We start from the raw sequence: 18178 nt of genomic DNA, 5'->3' as shown, positions 1-18178 counted from the left end.
ACTCTGTCATGCTTGCTCCGTGACCTCTGCGCCAGCGCCACCGGCCGGCCGCCTCGTCCTCCTGCGGCACGGTGAGACCGAGTGGTCGAAGTCCGGGCGGCACACCGGCCGGACCGACATCCCGCTCACGTCGCACGGCGAGGAGCTGGCCCGGCAGTCGGGGAGGCTCGTCGCCGACTACGACTTCGTGCTGGCCCTCAGCTCCTCGTTGCAGCGAGCGCGGCGCACCGCCGAGCTCGCCGGTCTGACGCCCGAGGTGGACGACGACCTGCTCGAGTGGGACTACGGCGGCTACGAAGGGCTGACGACGGCCCAGATCCGCGAGCAGCTCGGCTACGACTGGACCGTGTTCCGCGACGGCGTGCCGACTGGGGACACCCCTGGCGAGACCGTGGAGGAGGTCGCCGCCCGCGCCTCACGCGTCGTCAAGCGCGCCATGGCCGCGATGGCGGAGGGCGACGTGGCCCTGGTCGGGCACGGCCACTGCCTGCGGGTGCTGGCCAGCGTCTTCCTGCGCCAGGAGCCGCGGCTCGGCGCTCAGCTCCTGCTCGACGCCGGTTCGGTCAGCGTGCTGCAGTTCGACCGCGAGCAGCCCGCCATCCGGGTCTGGAACCACGGCCCGGCCGTCGCCGGCCACTGACGACACGGACGGCACCCACCGCACAGACGGCAGCGACGGCCTTGACGACGGTTGACGACCGGCGCCGGGTCAGTCGCGCGTGGTGCGAGTCCGCGGTGGCCGCACGACGGTGAGGTCAGCACGTCGCGGAGTCGGCAACGACGTCGGCGCCCCGGGAACCTGTTGCGCCGGAAGGGGGTCGGGGTCGACCGGCCAGTCCGCCGCCCCGGCGGCGTCGAAGAGGGCAAGGGCACTGGAGTCGCCCGGGGTGAAGCGCGGCCCGTACTTCACTCCCCCACTACCCGCCTCGTCCAAGGCGCGCGCCCAAGCCTGTGGCACGGCATACGGAACCATCGACTCCAGCTCGCGGGTGACGCCGAACGGCGCTGCTCGACCATCCTGCACATCGGCAACCTCGCGGGCCGCCGTGAGCCGCAACCGCGACACGACGGACGCCTCCAGCAGGCCCTCGGGCACCGCCTGTGAGCCACCCAGGACAGGGCCCAGGCGTTCGCGGAGGGCGCTGAGAGGGTCGAGGGCGACGTAGCACGTGCCGCGCGGTGGGGACAGGTCGAACCGCCCGCTGCCGTCGTTGCCGAACCACCACGGCCCCAGGTCCACGCCGTGGGCACGGAACAGGTCGGTGTCGGTGTCCACGCGGTGGGCCGGGAAGCCGGCCAAGGCCGCCGGGGGCGGTCCTTGCGCGGGGCGCTCGCGTGATGTCACGCGGCCCACTGGGACGCGTCGGCGACCGCGGCCGAAGCCACTCTGGACACGGCCGTCGGTGAGGACCGGTGCACGACGAGGTAGTCGACCGCGCTGTGCCCGTCGAAAACTGCTGACGGTGTCGTGAGCCACGCGCCGATCGACCAGCCGTCCGCTCCCCTGCGGCTGAAGGCACCCACCGCGTCCTGGATCCCGGGGCGGACGGCTCCGTTGCGCCCGAACTGCAGCGAGGGATAGAGGAGGTGACCGTCGACGGTGCGGCAGGCGAGCACCGTCCCCCGCCGGATCCTGTCGAACAGGGCCTGGCGCGAGATGCCCAGCCAAGCCACCAGCCCGGCGGTGTCGTAGAACGGGCCCAGGGGCTGGTCGAGCGGGTGCACGGTGGGCAGGGCCGCGAGCATCCGGTCGGCCAGGTCCTGGACGTCCCCGAGGTCGAGGCGGCGTCCCTGGGCCGCGAGCTCGGCGGCCCGCAGCTCGATCCTCGTGCGCACCGCCTCAGTGAGCGCGTCCACCTCTGTCGTGGTGCGGGTGCGTGGTGCCATCCGGTGCCTCCCGGTGCGTCAAGGGCGTCAAGGTCTCAGACACCACCATAGCGTCCCGGCACGACAGCCCGAGGCCCTGGCCCCCGAGGCGCAGGTATGCCGCGTGGCTGGCCCCGCGGCATACCTCACCGATGGGCTCCGGACCCTGYCGTGGGCAGGCCGATGGTCGGGCCGATGGTCAGGGCAACGGCCAGGTGTGCACCGGCTCGTTGCTGTGCATGTGCTTGGCGTAGAGGCGCAGCATCTCGGCCAGGGCCGTCTGGCGGTCCATTCCCGCTCGCTCGAAGCGCTCGACGGCATCGGTCTGCCAGGTGGCGCCGTTGGTGCTCGTCTTGCAGCGGCCCTCGATGACCGAGAGGTAGCGGTCGCGCACCGCCTCGGAGACGCCCCAGTCCGCGAGCCCCTCGTGCGCCATCGGCAACAGGTGGCGCAGCACCAGCTCCTCGGCGCGCACCTCTCCGAAACCCGGCCAGTAGAGCCGTGACTCGATGCCGTCGCGAGCCGCGTTGTGGAAGTTCTGCTCCGCGGCGGCGAAGCTCATCTTGCTCCAGATCGGCCGGTCGTCGGAGGCGAGCTTGCGGATGACGCCGTAGTAGAAGGCGGCGTTGGCCAGGACGTCGACCAGCGTGGGGCCGGCCGGCAGGACGCGGTTCTCGACACGGAGGTGCGGGGTGCCGTTGACGACGTCGTAGATCGGCCGGTTCCAGCGGTAGACGGTGCCGTTGTGCAGCCGCAGCTCGGCCAGGTTGGGCGCCTCGCCGGCCGCGAGCTTGGCCACCGGGTCCTCGTCGCTGACCTCCGCCAGGAGTGCCGGGAAGTAGCGGACGTTCTCCTCGAAGAGGTCGAAGATCGAGGTGATCCACCGCTCGCCGAAGAAGACCCGGGGACGGACTGCCTGGTTCTTCAGCTCGATGCTGCGCGTGTCGGTGGCCTGGCTGAACAGCTCGATGCGAGTCTCGGCGTGCAGCCGCTTGCCGAAGAAGTAGGGCGAGTTGGCGGCCAGCGCGATCTGGGGCGCGACGAGGGCCTGGGCGGCGTTCCAGTGTCCGGCGAAGTCCTGCGGCGCGACCTGCAGGTGCAGCTGCACGCTCGTGCAGGCCGACTCTGGGGCGATCGAGTCGCAGTAGGTGGCTATCCGCTCCCCCGTCGGGCCCTCGATGTCGAGGTAGATGTCCTCGCCGCGGGCGTAGAAGATCGAGTCGTTGAGCGCGGTGTAGCGGTTGTTGGCGCTGATCCAGTCACCCTCGAAGTGCTCGGGCATGATCGTTGGCAGGATCCCGACGGCGACGATGTGGGCACCACGCTTCTCCGCCGCGGCGCTGGCCGCGTTGAGCGAGGCCCGCATCTCGTCCTCGAGCTCGATGGCCGAGTCGCCCGGCAGCGGACGTGGCGGGACGTTGAGCTCGATGTTGTACTGCGCGAGCTCGGTCTGGTATCCGGGGTCGGCGATCGCCTCGAGCACCTCGGCGTTGGCGAACTTCGGCTGGTATGCGTCGTCGACGAGGTTGAGCTCTATCTCCATCCCGGTCATCGGCCGGTCGAACTCGAACTGGCTGGTCGCCAGCATCCGTTCGAAGACGTCGAGGTTCTGGCGCACCTTCTCGCGATAACGCTGGCGCTGCTCGCGCGTGTAGCTCTGCGCGTTGACCTCTTCGCCCACGGCACCTCCTGGGTGTGGCAGCTGGGATGTCCTCCCCGAGCGGGGAGGACCCAACGCCCTGATGACCTGACGCTGTCAGACCTAACTCGGTGATGAGCTAACTCTGTGATGACCTAACTCTGTGATGACCTAACCACGTGCAGGGCGCGCCTGCCAACGGCTGTCGGTGCGCACTCCTAGCCTGCAGGTGTGCGGTTCCTCCACACCTCCGACTGGCACCTGGGGCGTTCGTTCCACCAGGTGGGGCTGCTCGGCGCCCAGGCCAGCTTCGTCGACCACCTGGTGGAGACGGTCCGCGCCGAGGGGATCGACGCAGTGCTGGTGTCCGGCGACGTCTACGACCGCGCCCTGCCCTCGCCCGACACCGTGGACCTGCTCTCGCAGGCGGTCACCCGGTTGATCGACGCCGGGTCCGCGGTGGTCCTGTCCAGCGGCAATCACGACTCGGCCATCCGGTTGGGGTTCGCCAGCGACCTGCTGGCGCGCTCCGGGCTGCACATCCGCACCGCGGCGCAGTCGATCGGCGTGCCCGTCGTCGTCGGCGACGTCGCTGTCTACCCCGTGCCCTACCTCGAGCCCGCCGTGGCGGCAGAGCCGTTGGGCGCCGGTGAGCGATCGCACGCAGGCGTGCTGCGGGCTGCGATGGCCAGGGTGGAGGCCGACCGGGCCCTGCGGGGCGGGCGCTCGATAGTCATGGCGCACGCGTTCGTGACCGGCGGGGCGACCAGTGACTCCGAACGTGACATCTCCGTGGGTGGTGTGTCCGCGGTGCACCCGAGGATCTTCGCTGGCACCGACTACGTCGCCCTCGGCCACCTGCACGGGCGACAGCAGATCGGCGACAGGGTGCGCTACAGCGGGTCCCCCGTGGCGCTGTCCTTCAGCGAGGCCACCCAGACCAAGGGTTACTGGTTGGTCGACGTCGGCGAGTCGGGAGTCCAGGTCGAGGCGGTGGACGCGCCCGTCGAACGTTCGCTGGCCGTCCTGCGCGGTGACATCGACAGCCTGCTCACCGATCCAGCGCACACGACCGCCGAGCGCGCCTGGTGCCAGGTCACCCTGACCGACCCGGTTCGTCCGTTGGGCGCGATGGAGCAGCTCCGGCGACGGTTTCCCCACACGCTCGTCCTGCAGTTCGATCCGCAGGGCGCTCCCGTGTCGGTGCGCAGCTATGCCCAGCGGACCATGGCCGAGTCCGACCTCGACGTCTGCTGCTCCTTCCTGACCCACGTCCGCGGCGGCCACGGCCCCACCCAGGACGAGCAGGCCGTGCTCGCGTCGGCTGTCGAGGCGGTCCGCGTCGGTCGTGCCGGTCACGAGGACGAGGGGCAGCTGCCGCTGCGCTTGCCATCAGCGCGAGAGGGGGCGGCGTGAGGCTGCATCGCCTCGAGGTCACGGCCTTCGGGCCGTTCGCCGGCACGGTGGAGGTGGATCTCGACGCCGTCTCCGCCGGGGGCTTGTTCCTCATCCGGGGCGCCACCGGCGCTGGGAAGACCAGCCTGCTGGACGCGGTCGCGTTCGCGCTCTATGCCGACGTCCCCGGGGCGCGCTCCAAGAAGCAGCTGCACAGCGACCACGCCGAACGCGGCACGGTTCCCTCGGTCACCCTGGAGTTCACCGCCACCGGGCGGCGCCTCAAGATCGAGCGCTCACCCGAGTTCCACCGGCCCAAGTCGCGTGGCCGTGGCGAGACCAAGGTCCAGGCCAAGGCCGTTCTCTGGGAGCACCGCGGCGGTCAGTGGGTGGCCCTCAGCACCCGGCACGACGAAATCGCCGACGTCGTCAAGGACGTGCTCGGCATGGGGCTCGAGCAGTTCAGCAAGGTCGTCCTGCTGCCGCAGGGCGACTTTGCCGCGTTCCTGCGTGCCACGCCTGAGGAGCGCCGCGAGCTGCTCCAGCGGCTGTTCGACGTGTCGGCCTTCGCCGGCATCGAGGAGTGGTTCGCCGCGCAGCGCAAGGAGTCCGCCACGCTCGTCGCCGAGCACCGCTCCGCGCTGAACTCGGATCTCGCCGTGCTGGCCGACGTGCTCGCCGATGCTCCGGCGGTCGATGGCGGCTCGCGCAACTGGTCCGACCTGCCGCTCACCGAGCTCCCGTCGGCGCTCGAGGCAGCCAGGAAGTCCCTCGATGCCGGGTCGACGGCGCGGCTGGCGGCCGTCGACGCCACCCGGCTCTCCGACGCGGCCGCGACGACTGCACACGCCACCGCCAGCGAGACGGCGGCGCGGCGGCGGCGCGGGTTGGCCGCGCGGTCCGCCTTGGCGGCACTCGAGGCCGAGCACGACGCCCACGACGCGAGAATCGCCCGCCTCGAGCTCGGCGAGCGAGCGGCTTCCGTCGAGGGTGATCTCAAGGCACTGGGGCGGGTCACGACGGCCCTGCAGTCGGCACGGGACCTCGCGACCTCCACGGAGCCGGGTGTTGCGCGCTGGGCACTGACAGGACGCGCGCAGACAGCCGTCGACCTCCTCGTCGACCGTCTCGACGCCGCTCGCGACGCCCTCGCCACCGCAGCGCGGGTACACACCTCGCTGAAGGCGCGCGAGGCAACCCGCGAGCGGCTCGCGAAGACGCTGTGGTCAGCCGAGCAGGGAGTCGAGCGGTCCACCACGGCGCTGTCAGCCCACCAGGAGCGGGCAGCTCAGGCGACCGAGGCGCTGGAGACGGCCCAGCAGAGCGCGGCCAAGGTCGAGGCAGCCACGGCGCGGGTGGCCCACGGGTCCACCCTCCTCAAAGCCCGTACGGCGCTAGATGCGACGATCCACCAGCAGGTCGAAGCCGAGTCTGCGATCGGCATCCAGCGAACCCTCACCCAGGACCTGCGCGACGTCTACCAGGACCGCCGCCAGGCCAGGCTAGACGCGATGGCGGGCGAGCTGGCCAGCCGGCTCGAGCAGGCCCAGCCGTGCCCGGTCTGTGGATCGCCCGACCACCCGTCTCCAGCGCCCTCGGGCGACCTCGTCAGCGCCGAGGACGTCGCGGCGGCAGAGGACGCCTGGCAGTCATCAGCAGCGCAGCTCGGCGCCGCGGAGCGCATGGCCGCCGGCCTCGCGGCCACCGCCGCCCAGCTGCGCGAGCAGCTCGGCGACGAGGATCGTGACCAGGATGCCCTGGCCGCTGCCCTCGTCGACGCCAGGCAGGTCCTCGCCGAGCTGACCAGCTCGGCCGCGACGCTTGACCACGCGAGGGCGACCGTGGAGTCGGTCAATGCGGCCGTCGAGACCTTGACGGCTCAGCTGGCCGGCCTGCGGGCAGAAGCGGCCGCGGCCGCCTCTCGCATCGACGCGCTCGACACCGAGCTGGCGACGGAGCACTTGGCGCTGGTGAGCGCCGTGGCGGCCCACAGCGACTCGTGCCCGTGCGCCGAGCCGGGTCCGGCAGACCAGGACCTCATCGCGACCCTGGCTGACCCGGACCGGTTGGAGGCGACCACCACGCACCACGAGGCTGCGGTCGTCGCCGCAACGGCCCACGCAGCCAGCCTTCGCGAACTGTCCCGAGCGACTCGCGACCACGAGGATGTCGTTGAAGTGACGGGCGATTCGTTCCGCGCCGCGGGATTCTCCGATGCCGCCCAGGCACGAGTCGGACTGCTCCCGGCCGCCGAGGTGGCGCGTTTGCGAGTGGCGGTGGCGGCGCACGTCGAGGCTGCCCTGGTGGCGCGCACCACACTCGACGAGCCGGGCGTCCTCAGCGCGCTGGAGGCGCCGGTTCCCGATGTGGCCTCGCTGGCAGCAGCACGCGACGCGGCACACACGGCCTACACCGCTGCGGTGGCGGCTGACACGTTGGTGCGGCGCACGCTGGCCGGTCTGGAACGCGTCCGCGGCAGCCTCACACGTCGCTGTGCCCAGATCACGGAGGCCGAGTCACGGCACCACGTGCTTCGGGAGCTCGCCGACACCGTGGCAGGTACCAGCCCCAACAATGCTCTCCGGATGCGGTTGTCGGCGTTCGTGCTGGCCGCCCGGCTGGAAAAGGTCGCCACCCTCGCCAACGAGCGGTTGTCCGGCATGGGAGAGGGCCGCTACCAGCTGCGGCACACGGACCACCTCGCGGCCCGTGGCGCACGCAGCGGCCTCGGGCTCGAGGTGCTCGACCTGTGGACCGGGCAGGCGCGGGACACCTCGTCGCTGTCGGGCGGTGAGTCGTTCATGGCGTCGTTGGCGCTGGCGCTGGGACTGGCCGACGCCGTCCGCGAGGAGTCCGGTGGGTTCGACCTGCAGACCCTCTTCGTCGACGAGGGTTTCGGCACCCTCGACGACGAGAGCCTCGAGCAGGTCATGTCGGTGCTCGACGACCTTCGCGAGGGCGGCCGTGCCGTGGGGGTCGTGAGCCATGTCGCCGAGCTGCGCACCCGCATTCCCAGCCAGATCGTGGTTCGCAAGACCGAGCGCGGCTCGTCGGTGCAGGTGACCACCACCGACGAGGCCGCGCCCGCGGCCTAGCGAGCCAGGCTCAGGTCGCTCGGCTCTCGAATGCCTCTCAGCTCTCGAACGCCTCGGGCGGAGGGCAGCTGCAGACCAGGTTGCGGTCCCCGTAGGCACCGTCGATCCGAGCCACCGGAGGCCAGTACTTGTCGGCTGCCTCCACGCCTACCGGGAACGCTGCGGCGGAGCGCTCATACGGGTACTCCCACTTGCCAGCCAGGGCCTTGGCGGTGTGCGGAGCGTTGCGCAGCATGCTGTCGACGACGGCCACCTCACCGGACTCGACCTCGGCGATCTCGTGACGGATCGCGATCATCGCGTCACAGAAGCGGTCGATCTCGTAGCGGTCCTCGCTCTCGGTCGGCTCGACCATCAGGGTCCCCGCCACCGGGAAGGACATCGTCGGTGCGTGGAAGCCGTAGTCGATGAGCCGCTTGGCCACATCGTCCACGCTGACCCCGCTGCGCTTGGTGAGGTCGCGCAGGTCGAGGATGCACTCGTGGGCGACGACGCCGTCGTGGCCGGAGTAAAGGACCGGGTAGTGCTCGCGAAGCCGGGCGGCAATGTAGTTGGCGTTGAGCACGGCCACCTGCGTGGCGCGGGTCAGACCCGCACCGCCCATGAGGCGCACGTAGGCCCACGAGATGGGCAGGATGCTCGCCGAGCCGTAGGGCGCGGCAGAGATCGGGCCGACCCCCGTCTCCGGTCCGGCCTCGGCCGCCAGCGGGTGGTTGGGCAGGTGCGGCGCCAGGTGGGCGCGGACCGCCACCGGACCGACGCCCGGGCCGCCACCACCGTGGGGGATGCAGAACGTCTTGTGCAGGTTCAGGTGCGAGACGTCGGCGCCGAACTTGCCGGGTCGGGCCAGGCCCACCAGCGCGTTGAGGTTCGCCCCGTCGACGTAGACCTGACCACCCGCGTCGTGCACGAGGGCGCACAAGTCCGTGATGGTGTCCTCGAAGACGCCGTGCGTCGACGGGTAGGTCACCATGATGGCCGCGAGGTCATCGCGGTGCTGGTCGACCTTGGTCCGCAGGTCGTCCATGTCGATGTCACCGCCGGCGGCAGTCTTGACGACCACGACCTTCATGCCTGCCATCACCGCACTGGCGGCGTTGGTGCCATGGGCGCTGGCGGGGATCAGGCAGATGTCGCGCTGCGACTGACCGTTCGCCTCGTGGTAGGCGTGGATGGCCAGGAGCCCCGCGAACTCGCCCTGCGAACCCGCGTTGGGCTGCAGCGACACCGCGTCGTAGCCGGTGATCTCGCAGAGCCAGTCGGACAGCTCGGCGATCAGGTCGCGGATCCCCTCGGTCTGGTGAGCCGGTGCGAACGGGTGGAGGTGCGCGAACTCGGGCCACGTCACGGCGACCATCTCGGTGGTCGCGTTGAGCTTCATCGTGCACGAGCCCAGCGGGATCATGCCGCGGTCCAGCGCGAAGTCACGATCGGACAGTCGGCGCAGGTAGCGCAGCATGGAGGTCTCGCTGTGGTGGCTGCTGAAGACCGGGTGGGTGAGGTAGTCACTCGTCCGGACCAGGTGATCGGGCCACGAGAGCTCGGCGATGGTGACCTCGTTCGGTCCGGGAACGCCGAACGCGCTCCAGACGGCCTCGAGGTCGCGCAGGTCGGTGGTCTCGTCCATGCTGACCGACACGTGGTCGTCGTCGACGCGCCAGACGTTGACCCCGCGCTGGGCGGCTTCGCTGAGCACCTCGTCGGCTCGGCCGGGCACCGACACGGTGATCGTGTCGAAGAAGTTCGTCGTCACCACGTCGATGCCCGCAGTCGCCAGCCCGGCGGCCAGGGTCTCGGCGTGGCCGTGGACTCGCCGTGCGATCGCGGCCAGACCTGCGGGCCCGTGGTAGACGGCATACATCGAGGCCATCACGGCCAGGAGCACCTGGGCGGTGCAGATGTTGGAGGTCGCCTTCTCGCGGCGGATGTGCTGCTCGCGCGTCTGGAGGGCCAGCCGGTATGCCGGTGCCCCCTCGGTGTCGACGCTCACGCCGACGAGGCGGCCGGGCAGGGACCGCTCCAGGCCCGCTCGCACGCTCATGTAGCCCGCGTGGGGACCGCCGAAGCCCATGGGCACGCCGAAACGCTGGCTGGTGCCGACGGCGACGTCGGCGCCCCACTCCCCCGGCGCCGTGGCCAGGGTGAGCGCGAGCAGGTCCGCAGCGGCGGTCACGAGTGCGCCGGCGTCGTGGGCGGCGGAGGCCAGCGCGCGCCAGTCGCGCAGCTCGCCGTCGGCCCCGGGGTACTGCACGAGGACGCCGAAGACGGCGCGGTCGCCGGCTGCCGCGCGCAGCGCGTCGGCGCTGTCCACCGCGTCGAGGTCGGCCACGACGACGTGGAGGCCGAGCGGCTTCGCCCGGGTCTGCATCACCGCGAGCGTCTGGGGGAAGACGTGCCGGTCGACGACGAGCACGGCATCGGCGGCGACCTTGCTGGAGCGACGCATCAGCGTCATGGCCTCGGCCGCCGCGGTCCCCTCGTCGAGCAGCGATGCCCCGGACGTGGTCAGGCCGGTGAGGTCGCTGACGACCGTCTGGAAGTTCAGCAACGCCTCGAGCCTGCCCTGGGAGATCTCGGGCTGGTACGGCGTGTAGGCCGTGTACCAGGCGGGGTTCTCCAGGACGTTGCGCTGGATGACGGCCGGGGTGATCGTCCCGTAGTAGCCGAGCCCGATCATCGAGGTCATCACCTGGTTGCGCCGAGCCAGGGCGCGCAGCTCATCGACGACGGCCGCCTCGGACGCCGCTGGCTCCACGCGGAGCGGGCCATCGGTGCGGATCGCGGCAGGCAGGGCGTGGTCGACCAGCGCATCGAGGGAACTGTGCCGGACAGCCGCGAGCATGGCGTCGACATCGGCATCGGACGGGCCGATGTGGCGCCCGGCGAACTCGGGCAGGTCGGTGGTGAACTGGGCGGACATGAGGCTCCTGAAGCTCGGGGTGCTCGGATCGCCTCCCCTTCTGTCACGGCGCGGACGCCGCTCCAGAGGTGCCTGTCCCACGCGGTCCTGGCGCCTGAGAGGTTCCGGGGAGTTTGCCCCTTCGGCGCCCCGCCGTGCGACCCGTGAGGGTGCACGCGGGGACTCTCCCGCGCGGGATGTTCAGCGCAGCCAATCTACAACACTGCCGCCGCTCCCGAGGGAACGGCGGCACTGATGGACGTTCGGGCGAGTCAGGCCAAGCGGGCCGCGCGGCGCTCGCGCAGCTCGTCGCCGGGGTGGTCGGCGGGCACCTCATCGTCGGTGCGTTCGCTGGGCAGGGCGGCGAGCTCTCCCTCGACCTCGCGCCAGACGCGGCCGACGGCGATGCCGAAGACTCCCTGACCGCCCTGGACGAGGTCGATGACCTCGTCGGCGGACGTGCACTCGTAGACCGAGGCGCCGTCACTCATCAAGGTGATCTGGGCCAGGTCCTCCACACCGCGTTCGCGCAGGTGGTTGATCGCCACGCGGATCTGCTGGAGCGACACCCCGGTGTCGAGCAGGCGCTTGACGACCTTGAGGACGAGGATGTCGCGGAAGCCGTAGAGCCGCTGCGTGCCGGAGCCGGTGGCGCCACGCACGGACGGCTCGACCAAGCCGGTGCGGGCCCAGTAGTCGAGCTGGCGGTAGGTGATGCCGGCTGCCTTGCACGCGGTCGGACCGCGGTAGCCGATGTCGTCGCTCAGCTCAGGAAGGTCGTCCGTGAACAACAGCCCCTGTGCCGAAGCCGGCACGCTCGTGTGGCCGTGCTGAGCCTCGTTGCTCGGGTTCACAGCGCTCACCTCCTGGAAACTTCTACTGGATACCGCTGCGGGCAATGTCGAGGCGGTGTAGTTACACCGATCGCATTACGGGTCTGTGCCGAAGGTACGGCCGCGCGGAACCAAAGGTCAACAACCACTCGACCTTCGTGCTTCGGCGTGTCGCGGCCGCACGGCCTACTCTCGATGTTCAGTTGAGGGTCATGGTTGCGAGCACAAGAACGACGTTTGTACCTAGCCGGTTGTCCCGGTTTCATCCGGTTTGGTCTCGAAGTCTTCGGCCGAGACGTGGTCCAGGAACTCCCGGAACTTCTCGACCTCGTCGTCCTTGTCCTCCTCGCCGGACATCGCGACGCCTGCCTCCTCGAGCAGCGACTCCCCCGCGACGATCTGGGTGCCGGTACGCAGCGCCAGGGCGATGGCGTCGGACGAGCGCGAGGAGATCTCGGTGGTTCCGTCGAGGATCAGGGCTGCGTGGAAGACCCCGTCACGGAGCTCGACGATGCGCACCTCGGTGAGCCGGTGGCCCAGCCCTTCGATGACGTTCTTCATCAGGTCGTGGGTCAGCGGGCGGGGCGGCTCGATGCCCTGTTGCGCGTACGCGATCGCCGTGGCCTCCGCCGCACCGATCCAGATGGGCAGGTAGCGGTCGCCATCACGCTCGCGCAGCAGCACGATGGGGTGGTTGGTGGGCATCTCCACCCGGACGCCGAGGACCTCGAGCACCTTCACCGTTCCACCTTAACCCGGTTCAGCCGCGCTGGAGCCCGTCCCTCACGAGTGCCGTGTGCAAGGCGATGCACAGGCGTAGGACGTCACCGGTCGGATCGGTCGCGGGGCCACCGTGCGTCCCCTTCGTCGACGCCGAACGTTGGGGCGTCACGACCTGCTGGACCAGACCGATCTCGCGGTCGGCCGCGGTGCGGAACGGCCTCAGATGGCGAGGTTCGAGCCCGTATGCCGCCAGCTCGGCAGCCGCGTGAGCGACCGCGAGTGCCGCATCACCGAAGTGCCCCTGCGCGTCAGCGTGCAGGAGGCCGTAGTTCTCGAGCGCGTCGACCGTGTCGGCATCCAGCCCCGAGGACGTCGCCAGCTCGGCCCGGGTGAGTCGCAACGACCCGACCGACGTGAGCGCTTCCGCGCTCGGCACCTCAGGGTCCGCGCTCGGCGCCGGGACGGTGGGCCGCGGCATACCGGTGTCTGTGCGCTCGGGTGTCAGACCACGGTCCAGGGCATCCAGCGCCGCGGCGATCACCTTCAGCGGCCAGAAGTGGTCGCGCTGGGCGGTGAGGATGTAGCGCAGCCGGTCGAGGTCCTCCACCGTGTAGGTGCGGTAGCCCGACCCGGTGCGAGCCGGCGTGACCAGCCCCTCTGCCTCGAGGAAGCGGATCTTGGAGATCGTGACATCGGGAAAGTCCTGCTTGAGGGCAGCCAGGACCGCACCGATGGTCATGGTCTGTCGCGTCGTGCGAGCACTCACCAGGAGCCTGTGTTCCTTCTCTGGAAGGCTCGGTCAGGCCTTGCCGGCATAGAAGACGAGACGGAACTTGCCGATCTGGACCTCGTCGCCCGTCTGCAGGGTGGCCTCGTCGATCCGCTCGCGGTTGACGTAGGTGCCGTTGAGCGAGCCGACGTCGCGGACCACGAAGGTGTTGCCCTCACGCCGGAAGTTCGCGTGCTTGCGCGACACCGTCACGTCGTCGAGGAAGATGTCGCTGTCGGGGTGGCGCCCCGAGTTCACCTCGTCGTCGTCGAGGAGGAACCGGGCGCCGGTGTTGGGGCCACGAAGAACCACCAGCAGCGCGGTGCCGGGGCGCAGCGCGTCCACCGTGGCCTGGTCGGCCTTGCTGAGGGCGATCTCGATCTCGGCGCTGGTGTCGACCTGCTCGAGGTCGTGGATGCCGGGCAACCGCATCGTCGTCGGCTCGTGCGGGCGCGACGTCTGGTCGTCGTTCTCAGTGCCGTTCATCAGGTCCGCACTCCTCGTGGTGGTTCTGTCCGCCCCCTCTAGCAAAGCACAAACCCTAAGGGACGCCGGTGTCGTCTGCAGCGAAATGTGTGATCGGGCGCCCCCCCGGGTCAGAGGAGGGCCTGGTATGCCGCTGGGTCGAGCAGGGCTGCGACGGCTGCGTCGTCCGACGGGCGCAGCTCGTACATCCAGCCCTCACCATAGGGGTCGCTGTTGACCAGCTCTGGGGTGGCGTCGAGGGAGGCGTTGACTGCCGTCACCTCGCCGGCGAGCGGCGCGTACAGATCGCTGACCGACTTGGTCGACTCGACCTCGCCGCACGCGTCTCCCGCGGCTACCGTGTCACCCACCGTGGGGAGGCTGACATAGACGACGTCACCCAAGGAGTCCTGCGCGAACGAGGTGATCCCGATCCGCACCGTCCCGTCGTCGCCCGACCGCACCCACTCGTGCTCGGCCGTGTAACGCAGGTCCTGGGGGTACTCCAGCTCGCTCATGATGCTCCTCGGTGGATGGTGGTGGGACGGACCCGCCGGCGACTGCGGTGCCGGCGGGCCACGCTGATGCTGCTCAGGGTGACGGCGCCGGGACGGGCCGAGCGTAACGAGGCTCGCTCAGACTGTGCAATGCGGTGATGGCGACGTCGTCGGACTGGCGCACGGTGGGCAGCGCACCGTCCCCGCGGACCGACTCGCTGACGCCGCCCGGGATCTCCATCGCCGAGGCCATCGTCGCGCTGTCGCCGATGGCCTTGATGACGTAGGGCGGCGCGACGCGCTCCCCCCCGATCTCGATCGCACCGTCCACGTCGGCGAACCAGGTGTCGGCCACGACACGCACGTCCCCGATCTGGACCGCCTCGGCTCCGGCGTCGCGCAGCTCCTGGAGGGCGTCGAGCAGCCTGGCTGCGGTGACCTTGTGGTCAGGGTCGTTGATGGTGATGACGACGCCGGGACCGGTGGCCGGCGACGTGCCGGTGAGGATGCCCAGGGTGTCGAGCCGCTCCTGGGCCGACTTCAGTGCCTCCGCGCTGGAGTCGACGCCCGAGATCAGCCGGTCACGACTCACCTCGAGCTCGCGCGAGTCCGACGTCAGCCGGTCCTGCTCCTGGCTGACGTCGTCGAGGATGCGCACCAGCTCGTCCTCGCGCAGCTGTTCCAGGCCGCTCTGGTTGGTCTGCTGCACCTGGGTGGCGATGGCGAAGCCCAGCACGATCGCCAGGAGCGCCGCGAAGGCGTTCGCCCGGGTCGCCCGGGGCCGGGCCATCCGGATCAGGGTCCTCCACGACGAGTCCGGTGRCTCCGGACGGTCAGCACTCATGCCTTGAACAGGTGCCTGCGGATCGAGGCGACGTTGGAGAAGATCCGCACCCCGAGGACGACGACCACCCCCGTGCTGAGCTGCGAACCCACACCCAGCTGGTCACCCAGGAACACGATGAACGCGGCGACCACGACGTTGGCCAGGAACGACACGACGAACACCTTGTCGTTGAAGATGCCGTCGAGGACCGCACGGACCGCCCCGAAGACCGCGTCGAGCGCCGCGATCACCGCGATGGGCAGGTAGGGCTGCAGCGCGACGGGAACGTCGGGACCCCAGAGGAGTCCCACCAGCACGCCGCCGATCAGGCCGAGCAGGGGTATCACGGTGAACTCTCCGACGTGTACGGGGTGGACGAGCTGGAGGAGCTGGAGGAGCCGGACGAGCTGGACCCGGTCGGGGCCGGGGAGCCGCTCTTGGGCTTGGGGACCGTCGCCTCACGCACCGTGAGGGACGTGGCGGCGGGCAGGGTGAGCTTGTCCGCCGCGTCTATGGAAACACGGATGCCGTAGTTGTCCTTGAGGGCGCGCGCGTACGCACCGCCGTCGTTCTCCGCGAACTCCACCTGGAGGTCGCCGGGGTCGCCGATCACGCTGATCGTGTACGGCCTGGCCAGCGGGCGGTAGTTGACCAGGATCGCCTCACCCGCGAAGCGGATGGCGGACGTGGACGTCAGCCGCTGGCCGTTGACCGAGATCGCCTCGGCACCGGCCTCCCACAGACCGTTGACGACGATCTGAAGGTCCTTGGAGAAGACGACGCCATCGTCCTTCTTCCCGTCGGTGCGCGGGTTGCCGTCGGCGCTGGTGCCGCCACTGCCCGGCGCGTTGTCGAGCTGGACCGTGATCCCCGTGCCCGTGACGGACTGGGCACCCGAAGCCAGGGTGAGGGCCGCGAGCCGGGTCTGCAGCGACGACTCGTCCTGCCCGAGAGCCTGGGCCTGGAGCTTGTCGACCTCGGCCTGGACGGCGCGCAACGACGTCCCCTGCTTCTCGACCGCGGCCCGACGGGCCTCGATCTGGTTGACCAGGTTGGCCTTGGCCTTGATGGCGGACGACGACGGGGTGCGCAGCGCCACCGCTCCGAGGGTCAGCAGGAGTCCGGCCACCACCGCGGCGACGACGACGGTCGGGGTCCGCGTGCCGGTGCTCGGCGGCAGTCCGGCCGCCTCGCGCTCGGCGGCCGCGGCGGCATACCCGGGATCGAGCGGTCGCTCCATCATCGAGATGAGGAGCGTCATCGACTCGTCGGGGCGCCTGCCGGGTGTGGTGACCGGTGGCGGCTCGCCGCGGTGCGACGTGGGTCCGGGGTTCATCTCGCCGGCACCGTGTGTGCGGCGACCACCTGCCGGGCCTGCACGATGTACATGACCCCTGCGATCCAGTAGAGGACGGTGCCCCACCACGCGAACGCCCAGCCGATCGGCAGCGCCCACTCGGCGAAGGTGCTGGTGCCCTCGCCCAGGAGGAGCAGCGGGAAGGCGTAGAGCAGGTTGAACGTGGCCGCCTTGCCGACGAAGTGGACCGGCAGCCCGGTCTGGCCATAGCGACGGATCCGCCACAGCACCGCGGCGAGCAACACCTCGCGGCCGACGAGGGCGAGGACCAGCCACCAGGGGATGATCTCGCGCAACGCCAGGCCGAGCAGCGTCGTGGCGATGTAGAGCCGGTCTGCGAACGGGTCGAGCAGCTGGCCCAGCCGGGACTCGAGCCCGAAGCGACGCGCGATCTTGCCGTCGAGGTAGTCGCTGACGCCCGAGAGCATGAGCGTGACGAGGGCGATGACGTCGTGCTGGGCCAGGATCGCCCACAGGAAGATCGGCACCCCGACGAGTCGCAGGACGGACAGCACGTTGGGCAGGGTGAGCACCCGGTCGGAGACGACGGGCTCACTCACGAGCCTCCCCCGATCTCGCTCCCCCCGATCGTGTTGTGCTGGCACGCAGGCAGCCTAACTGCCAGCCCGTCGTAGAGTTCGCAGGCATGGGCAACCCGCTTGTCGACAACCCACTGCTCGGTCCCGGCCTCGATCGTCTCCGCGAGCGGCGCAGCGTCAAGTGGCGGCTCTACGACCCGGACATCCTCCCCCTCTGGGTCGCCGAGATGGACGTCGTGCCGGCCGAGCCGATCCAGCGCGCCGTGGTCGAGGCCATGCATCGCGGCGACACCGGCTACCCGTGGGCAGCGGACTACGCGGAGGCGTTGTCCTCCTTCGCCTCGGAGCGGTGGGCCTGGAAGCCGGACCCGACCACGATGCAGATCGTGCCCGACGTGATGCTCGGCGTGGTCGAGGTCCTCAAGCTGGTCACGGGTCCCGGTGACGCGGTCGTGGTCAACTCCCCCGTCTACCCGCCGTTCTTCGACTTCGTGAGGCACCTGGACCGTCGGGTGGTGCAGGCGCCCCTGGATGCCAACGGCCGGATCGACCTCGCGTCCCTGGAGCTGGGGCTCACGGAGGCGACGCGCGGCGGTGGCCGCGCGGCGTACCTGCTGTGCAACCCGCAGAACCCGACGGGCGCGGTGCACACGCCGGAGGAGCTCACGGCCGCACTCGACCTCGCGGAGTCGCTCGACGTGCGGGTCGTCGCCGACGAGATCCACGCCCCGGTGGTCCCCGCCGGCGCGAGCTTCACCTCGGTGGCCTCCCTGCCGGCGGGGTCGCGGTCGATCTCGGTCATGTCGGCCTCGAAGGCCTTCAACCTCGCCGGTCTCAAGGCCGCGATGGCCGTGCCGGGACCCGAAGCGGCCGCCGACCTGGCGCGCATGCCCGAGGAGGTGTCGCACGGAGCCAGCCACGTGGGGGTCATCGCGCACCGCGCCGCCTACCTGGAGGGCGGGGCCTGGCTGGACGCTCTGCTGAACGGGCTCGACCAGAACCGCCGCCTGTTGGCCGACCTGCTCGCGGAGCACCTGCCGGACGTCGGTTACCGCATCCCCGAGGGGACGTTCCTGGCCTGGCTGGACTTCAGTCGGCTCGGACTCGGCGACGACCCGGCTGCGGTGCTGCGCGAGCGGGCCCGGGTGGCACTGCACCCGGGGCCCGGCTTCGGCCAGGGAGGAGCCGGCTGTGCGCGTCTGAACTTCGGCACCTCACCCGACATCGTTCGCGAGGCCGTGCGCCGGATCGCCGCTTCGCTGTGAGCATCAGCCA

Annotated in this window: 17 protein-coding genes and 1 riboswitch; of the genes, 4 read left to right on the top strand and 13 right to left on the bottom strand. The window is 70.5% G+C overall.

All coding sequences use genetic code 11. From position 1 onward, the window contains the following. The first annotated feature begins 19 nt into the window (after nt 1-19). Nucleotides 20-640 carry a histidine phosphatase family protein gene (locus AC1DWR_RS04670; protein ID WP_477612972.1) on the top strand — a complete coding sequence of 207 codons (621 nt, stop codon included), beginning with the start codon at nt 20-22 and terminating at the stop codon, nt 638-640. Between the two features lie 69 nt (nt 641-709). Here the strand turns inward: AC1DWR_RS04670 and AC1DWR_RS04665 are convergent, their stop codons facing one another. The 3 genes from AC1DWR_RS04665 to AC1DWR_RS04655 form a co-directional block, all read right to left on the bottom strand. Continuing rightward, entirely contained in the window at nt 710-1345 is a 636-nt protein-coding gene (locus tag AC1DWR_RS04665) for an RES family NAD+ phosphorylase (protein WP_477612973.1), read from the bottom strand. Further along, nucleotides 1342-1887, bottom strand: a complete 546-nt coding sequence (locus tag AC1DWR_RS04660) for a hypothetical protein (RefSeq protein WP_477612974.1) — start codon at nt 1885-1887, stop codon at nt 1342-1344. Before AC1DWR_RS04660 ends, AC1DWR_RS04665 begins: the two co-directional genes overlap by 4 nt. 178 nt (nt 1888-2065) lie before the next feature. After that, on the bottom strand, nt 2066-3547 hold the full coding sequence (locus tag AC1DWR_RS04655) for a glutamate-cysteine ligase family protein (protein WP_477612975.1): 1482 nt from the start codon (nt 3545-3547) through the stop codon (nt 2066-2068). Between the two features lie 189 nt (nt 3548-3736). On the opposite strand from AC1DWR_RS04655, the gene AC1DWR_RS04650 reads away from it, so the two are divergent. Then, nucleotides 3737-4921, top strand: a complete 1185-nt coding sequence (locus tag AC1DWR_RS04650; protein ID WP_477612976.1) for an exonuclease SbcCD subunit D — start codon at nt 3737-3739, stop codon at nt 4919-4921. Next, a complete protein-coding gene (locus tag AC1DWR_RS04645; protein WP_477612977.1) occupies nt 4918-7995 on the top strand; it encodes an AAA family ATPase in 3078 nt (1025 codons plus the stop codon). The genes AC1DWR_RS04650 and AC1DWR_RS04645 overlap by 4 nt, the downstream gene beginning before the upstream one ends. Nucleotides 7996-8032: 37 nt before the next feature. Here the strand turns inward: AC1DWR_RS04645 and gcvP are convergent, their stop codons facing one another. From gcvP to clsA, 10 genes are all read right to left on the bottom strand, one after another. Beyond that, nucleotides 8033-10915 (bottom strand): aminomethyl-transferring glycine dehydrogenase, encoded by a 2883-nt coding sequence (gcvP, locus tag AC1DWR_RS04640; RefSeq protein WP_477612978.1) that lies wholly within the window; start codon nt 10913-10915, stop codon nt 8033-8035. A gap of 72 nt (nt 10916-10987) precedes the next feature. After that, nucleotides 10988-11095: riboswitch (glycine riboswitch) on the bottom strand. Between the two features lie 71 nt (nt 11096-11166). Beyond that, on the bottom strand, nt 11167-11757 hold the full coding sequence (locus AC1DWR_RS04635; protein ID WP_477612979.1) for a MerR family transcriptional regulator: 591 nt from the start codon (nt 11755-11757) through the stop codon (nt 11167-11169). Nucleotides 11758-11970: 213 nt separating this feature from the next. Further along, nucleotides 11971-12468, bottom strand: coding sequence for a bifunctional nuclease family protein (locus tag AC1DWR_RS04630; protein WP_477612980.1), 498 nt, complete (start codon nt 12466-12468; stop codon nt 11971-11973). A gap of 19 nt (nt 12469-12487) precedes the next feature. Continuing rightward, a complete protein-coding gene (gene ftsR / locus AC1DWR_RS04625) occupies nt 12488-13216 on the bottom strand; it encodes a transcriptional regulator FtsR (RefSeq protein WP_477623746.1) in 729 nt (242 codons plus the stop codon). Between the two features lie 33 nt (nt 13217-13249). Continuing rightward, on the bottom strand, nt 13250-13705 hold the full coding sequence (locus AC1DWR_RS04620; protein WP_477612982.1) for an FHA domain-containing protein: 456 nt from the start codon (nt 13703-13705) through the stop codon (nt 13250-13252). 110 nt (nt 13706-13815) lie between these two features. Next, complete coding sequence (gcvH, locus tag AC1DWR_RS04615) at nt 13816-14202, bottom strand: glycine cleavage system protein GcvH (RefSeq protein WP_477612983.1); 387 nt, start codon at nt 14200-14202, stop codon at nt 13816-13818. A gap of 73 nt (nt 14203-14275) precedes the next feature. Then, nucleotides 14276-14971 (bottom strand): DUF881 domain-containing protein, encoded by a 696-nt coding sequence (locus tag AC1DWR_RS04610; protein ID WP_477612984.1) that lies wholly within the window; start codon nt 14969-14971, stop codon nt 14276-14278. A gap of 50 nt (nt 14972-15021) precedes the next feature. Then, the gene (locus AC1DWR_RS04605; protein ID WP_056920954.1) at nt 15022-15354 is read right to left on the bottom strand and encodes a small basic family protein; all 333 of its coding nucleotides are present in this window, start codon (nt 15352-15354) and stop codon (nt 15022-15024) included. After that, a complete protein-coding gene (locus AC1DWR_RS04600; RefSeq protein WP_477612985.1) occupies nt 15351-16343 on the bottom strand; it encodes a DUF881 domain-containing protein in 993 nt (330 codons plus the stop codon). Before AC1DWR_RS04600 ends, AC1DWR_RS04605 begins: the two co-directional genes overlap by 4 nt. Further along, on the bottom strand, nt 16340-16924 hold the full coding sequence (clsA, locus tag AC1DWR_RS04595) for a cardiolipin synthase ClsA (protein ID WP_477612986.1): 585 nt from the start codon (nt 16922-16924) through the stop codon (nt 16340-16342). The genes AC1DWR_RS04600 and clsA overlap by 4 nt, the downstream gene beginning before the upstream one ends. 86 nt (nt 16925-17010) lie before the next feature. Here clsA and AC1DWR_RS04590 point away from each other — a divergent pair, with 86 nt between their 5' ends. Further along, on the top strand, nt 17011-18168 hold the full coding sequence (locus tag AC1DWR_RS04590) for a MalY/PatB family protein (protein ID WP_477612987.1): 1158 nt from the start codon (nt 17011-17013) through the stop codon (nt 18166-18168). The last annotated feature ends 10 nt before the right edge of the window (nt 18169-18178 follow it).

The organism is Pedococcus sp. P2_E2 (assembly GCF_056403955.1).
This window is presented reverse-complemented; position numbering and strand designations above follow the sequence as displayed.

Coding starts and splice junctions, on each gene's coding strand:
- AC1DWR_RS04590 (WP_477612987.1), top strand. CDS start 17,011: ATGGGCAACCCGCTTGTCGACAACCCACTGCTCGGTCCCGGCCTCGAT.
- gcvP (WP_477612978.1), bottom strand. CDS start 10,915: ATGTCCGCCCAGTTCACCACCGACCTGCCCGAGTTCGCCGGGCGCCAC.
- AC1DWR_RS04660 (WP_477612974.1), bottom strand. CDS start 1,887: ATGGCACCACGCACCCGCACCACGACAGAGGTGGACGCGCTCACTGAG.
- AC1DWR_RS04620 (WP_477612982.1), bottom strand. CDS start 13,705: ATGAACGGCACTGAGAACGACGACCAGACGTCGCGCCCGCACGAGCCG.
- AC1DWR_RS04610 (WP_477612984.1), bottom strand. CDS start 14,971: ATGGCCCGGCCCCGGGCGACCCGGGCGAACGCCTTCGCGGCGCTCCTG.
- AC1DWR_RS04600 (WP_477612985.1), bottom strand. CDS start 16,343: ATGAACCCCGGACCCACGTCGCACCGCGGCGAGCCGCCACCGGTCACC.
- gcvH (WP_477612983.1), bottom strand. CDS start 14,202: ATGAGCGAGCTGGAGTACCCCCAGGACCTGCGTTACACGGCCGAGCAC.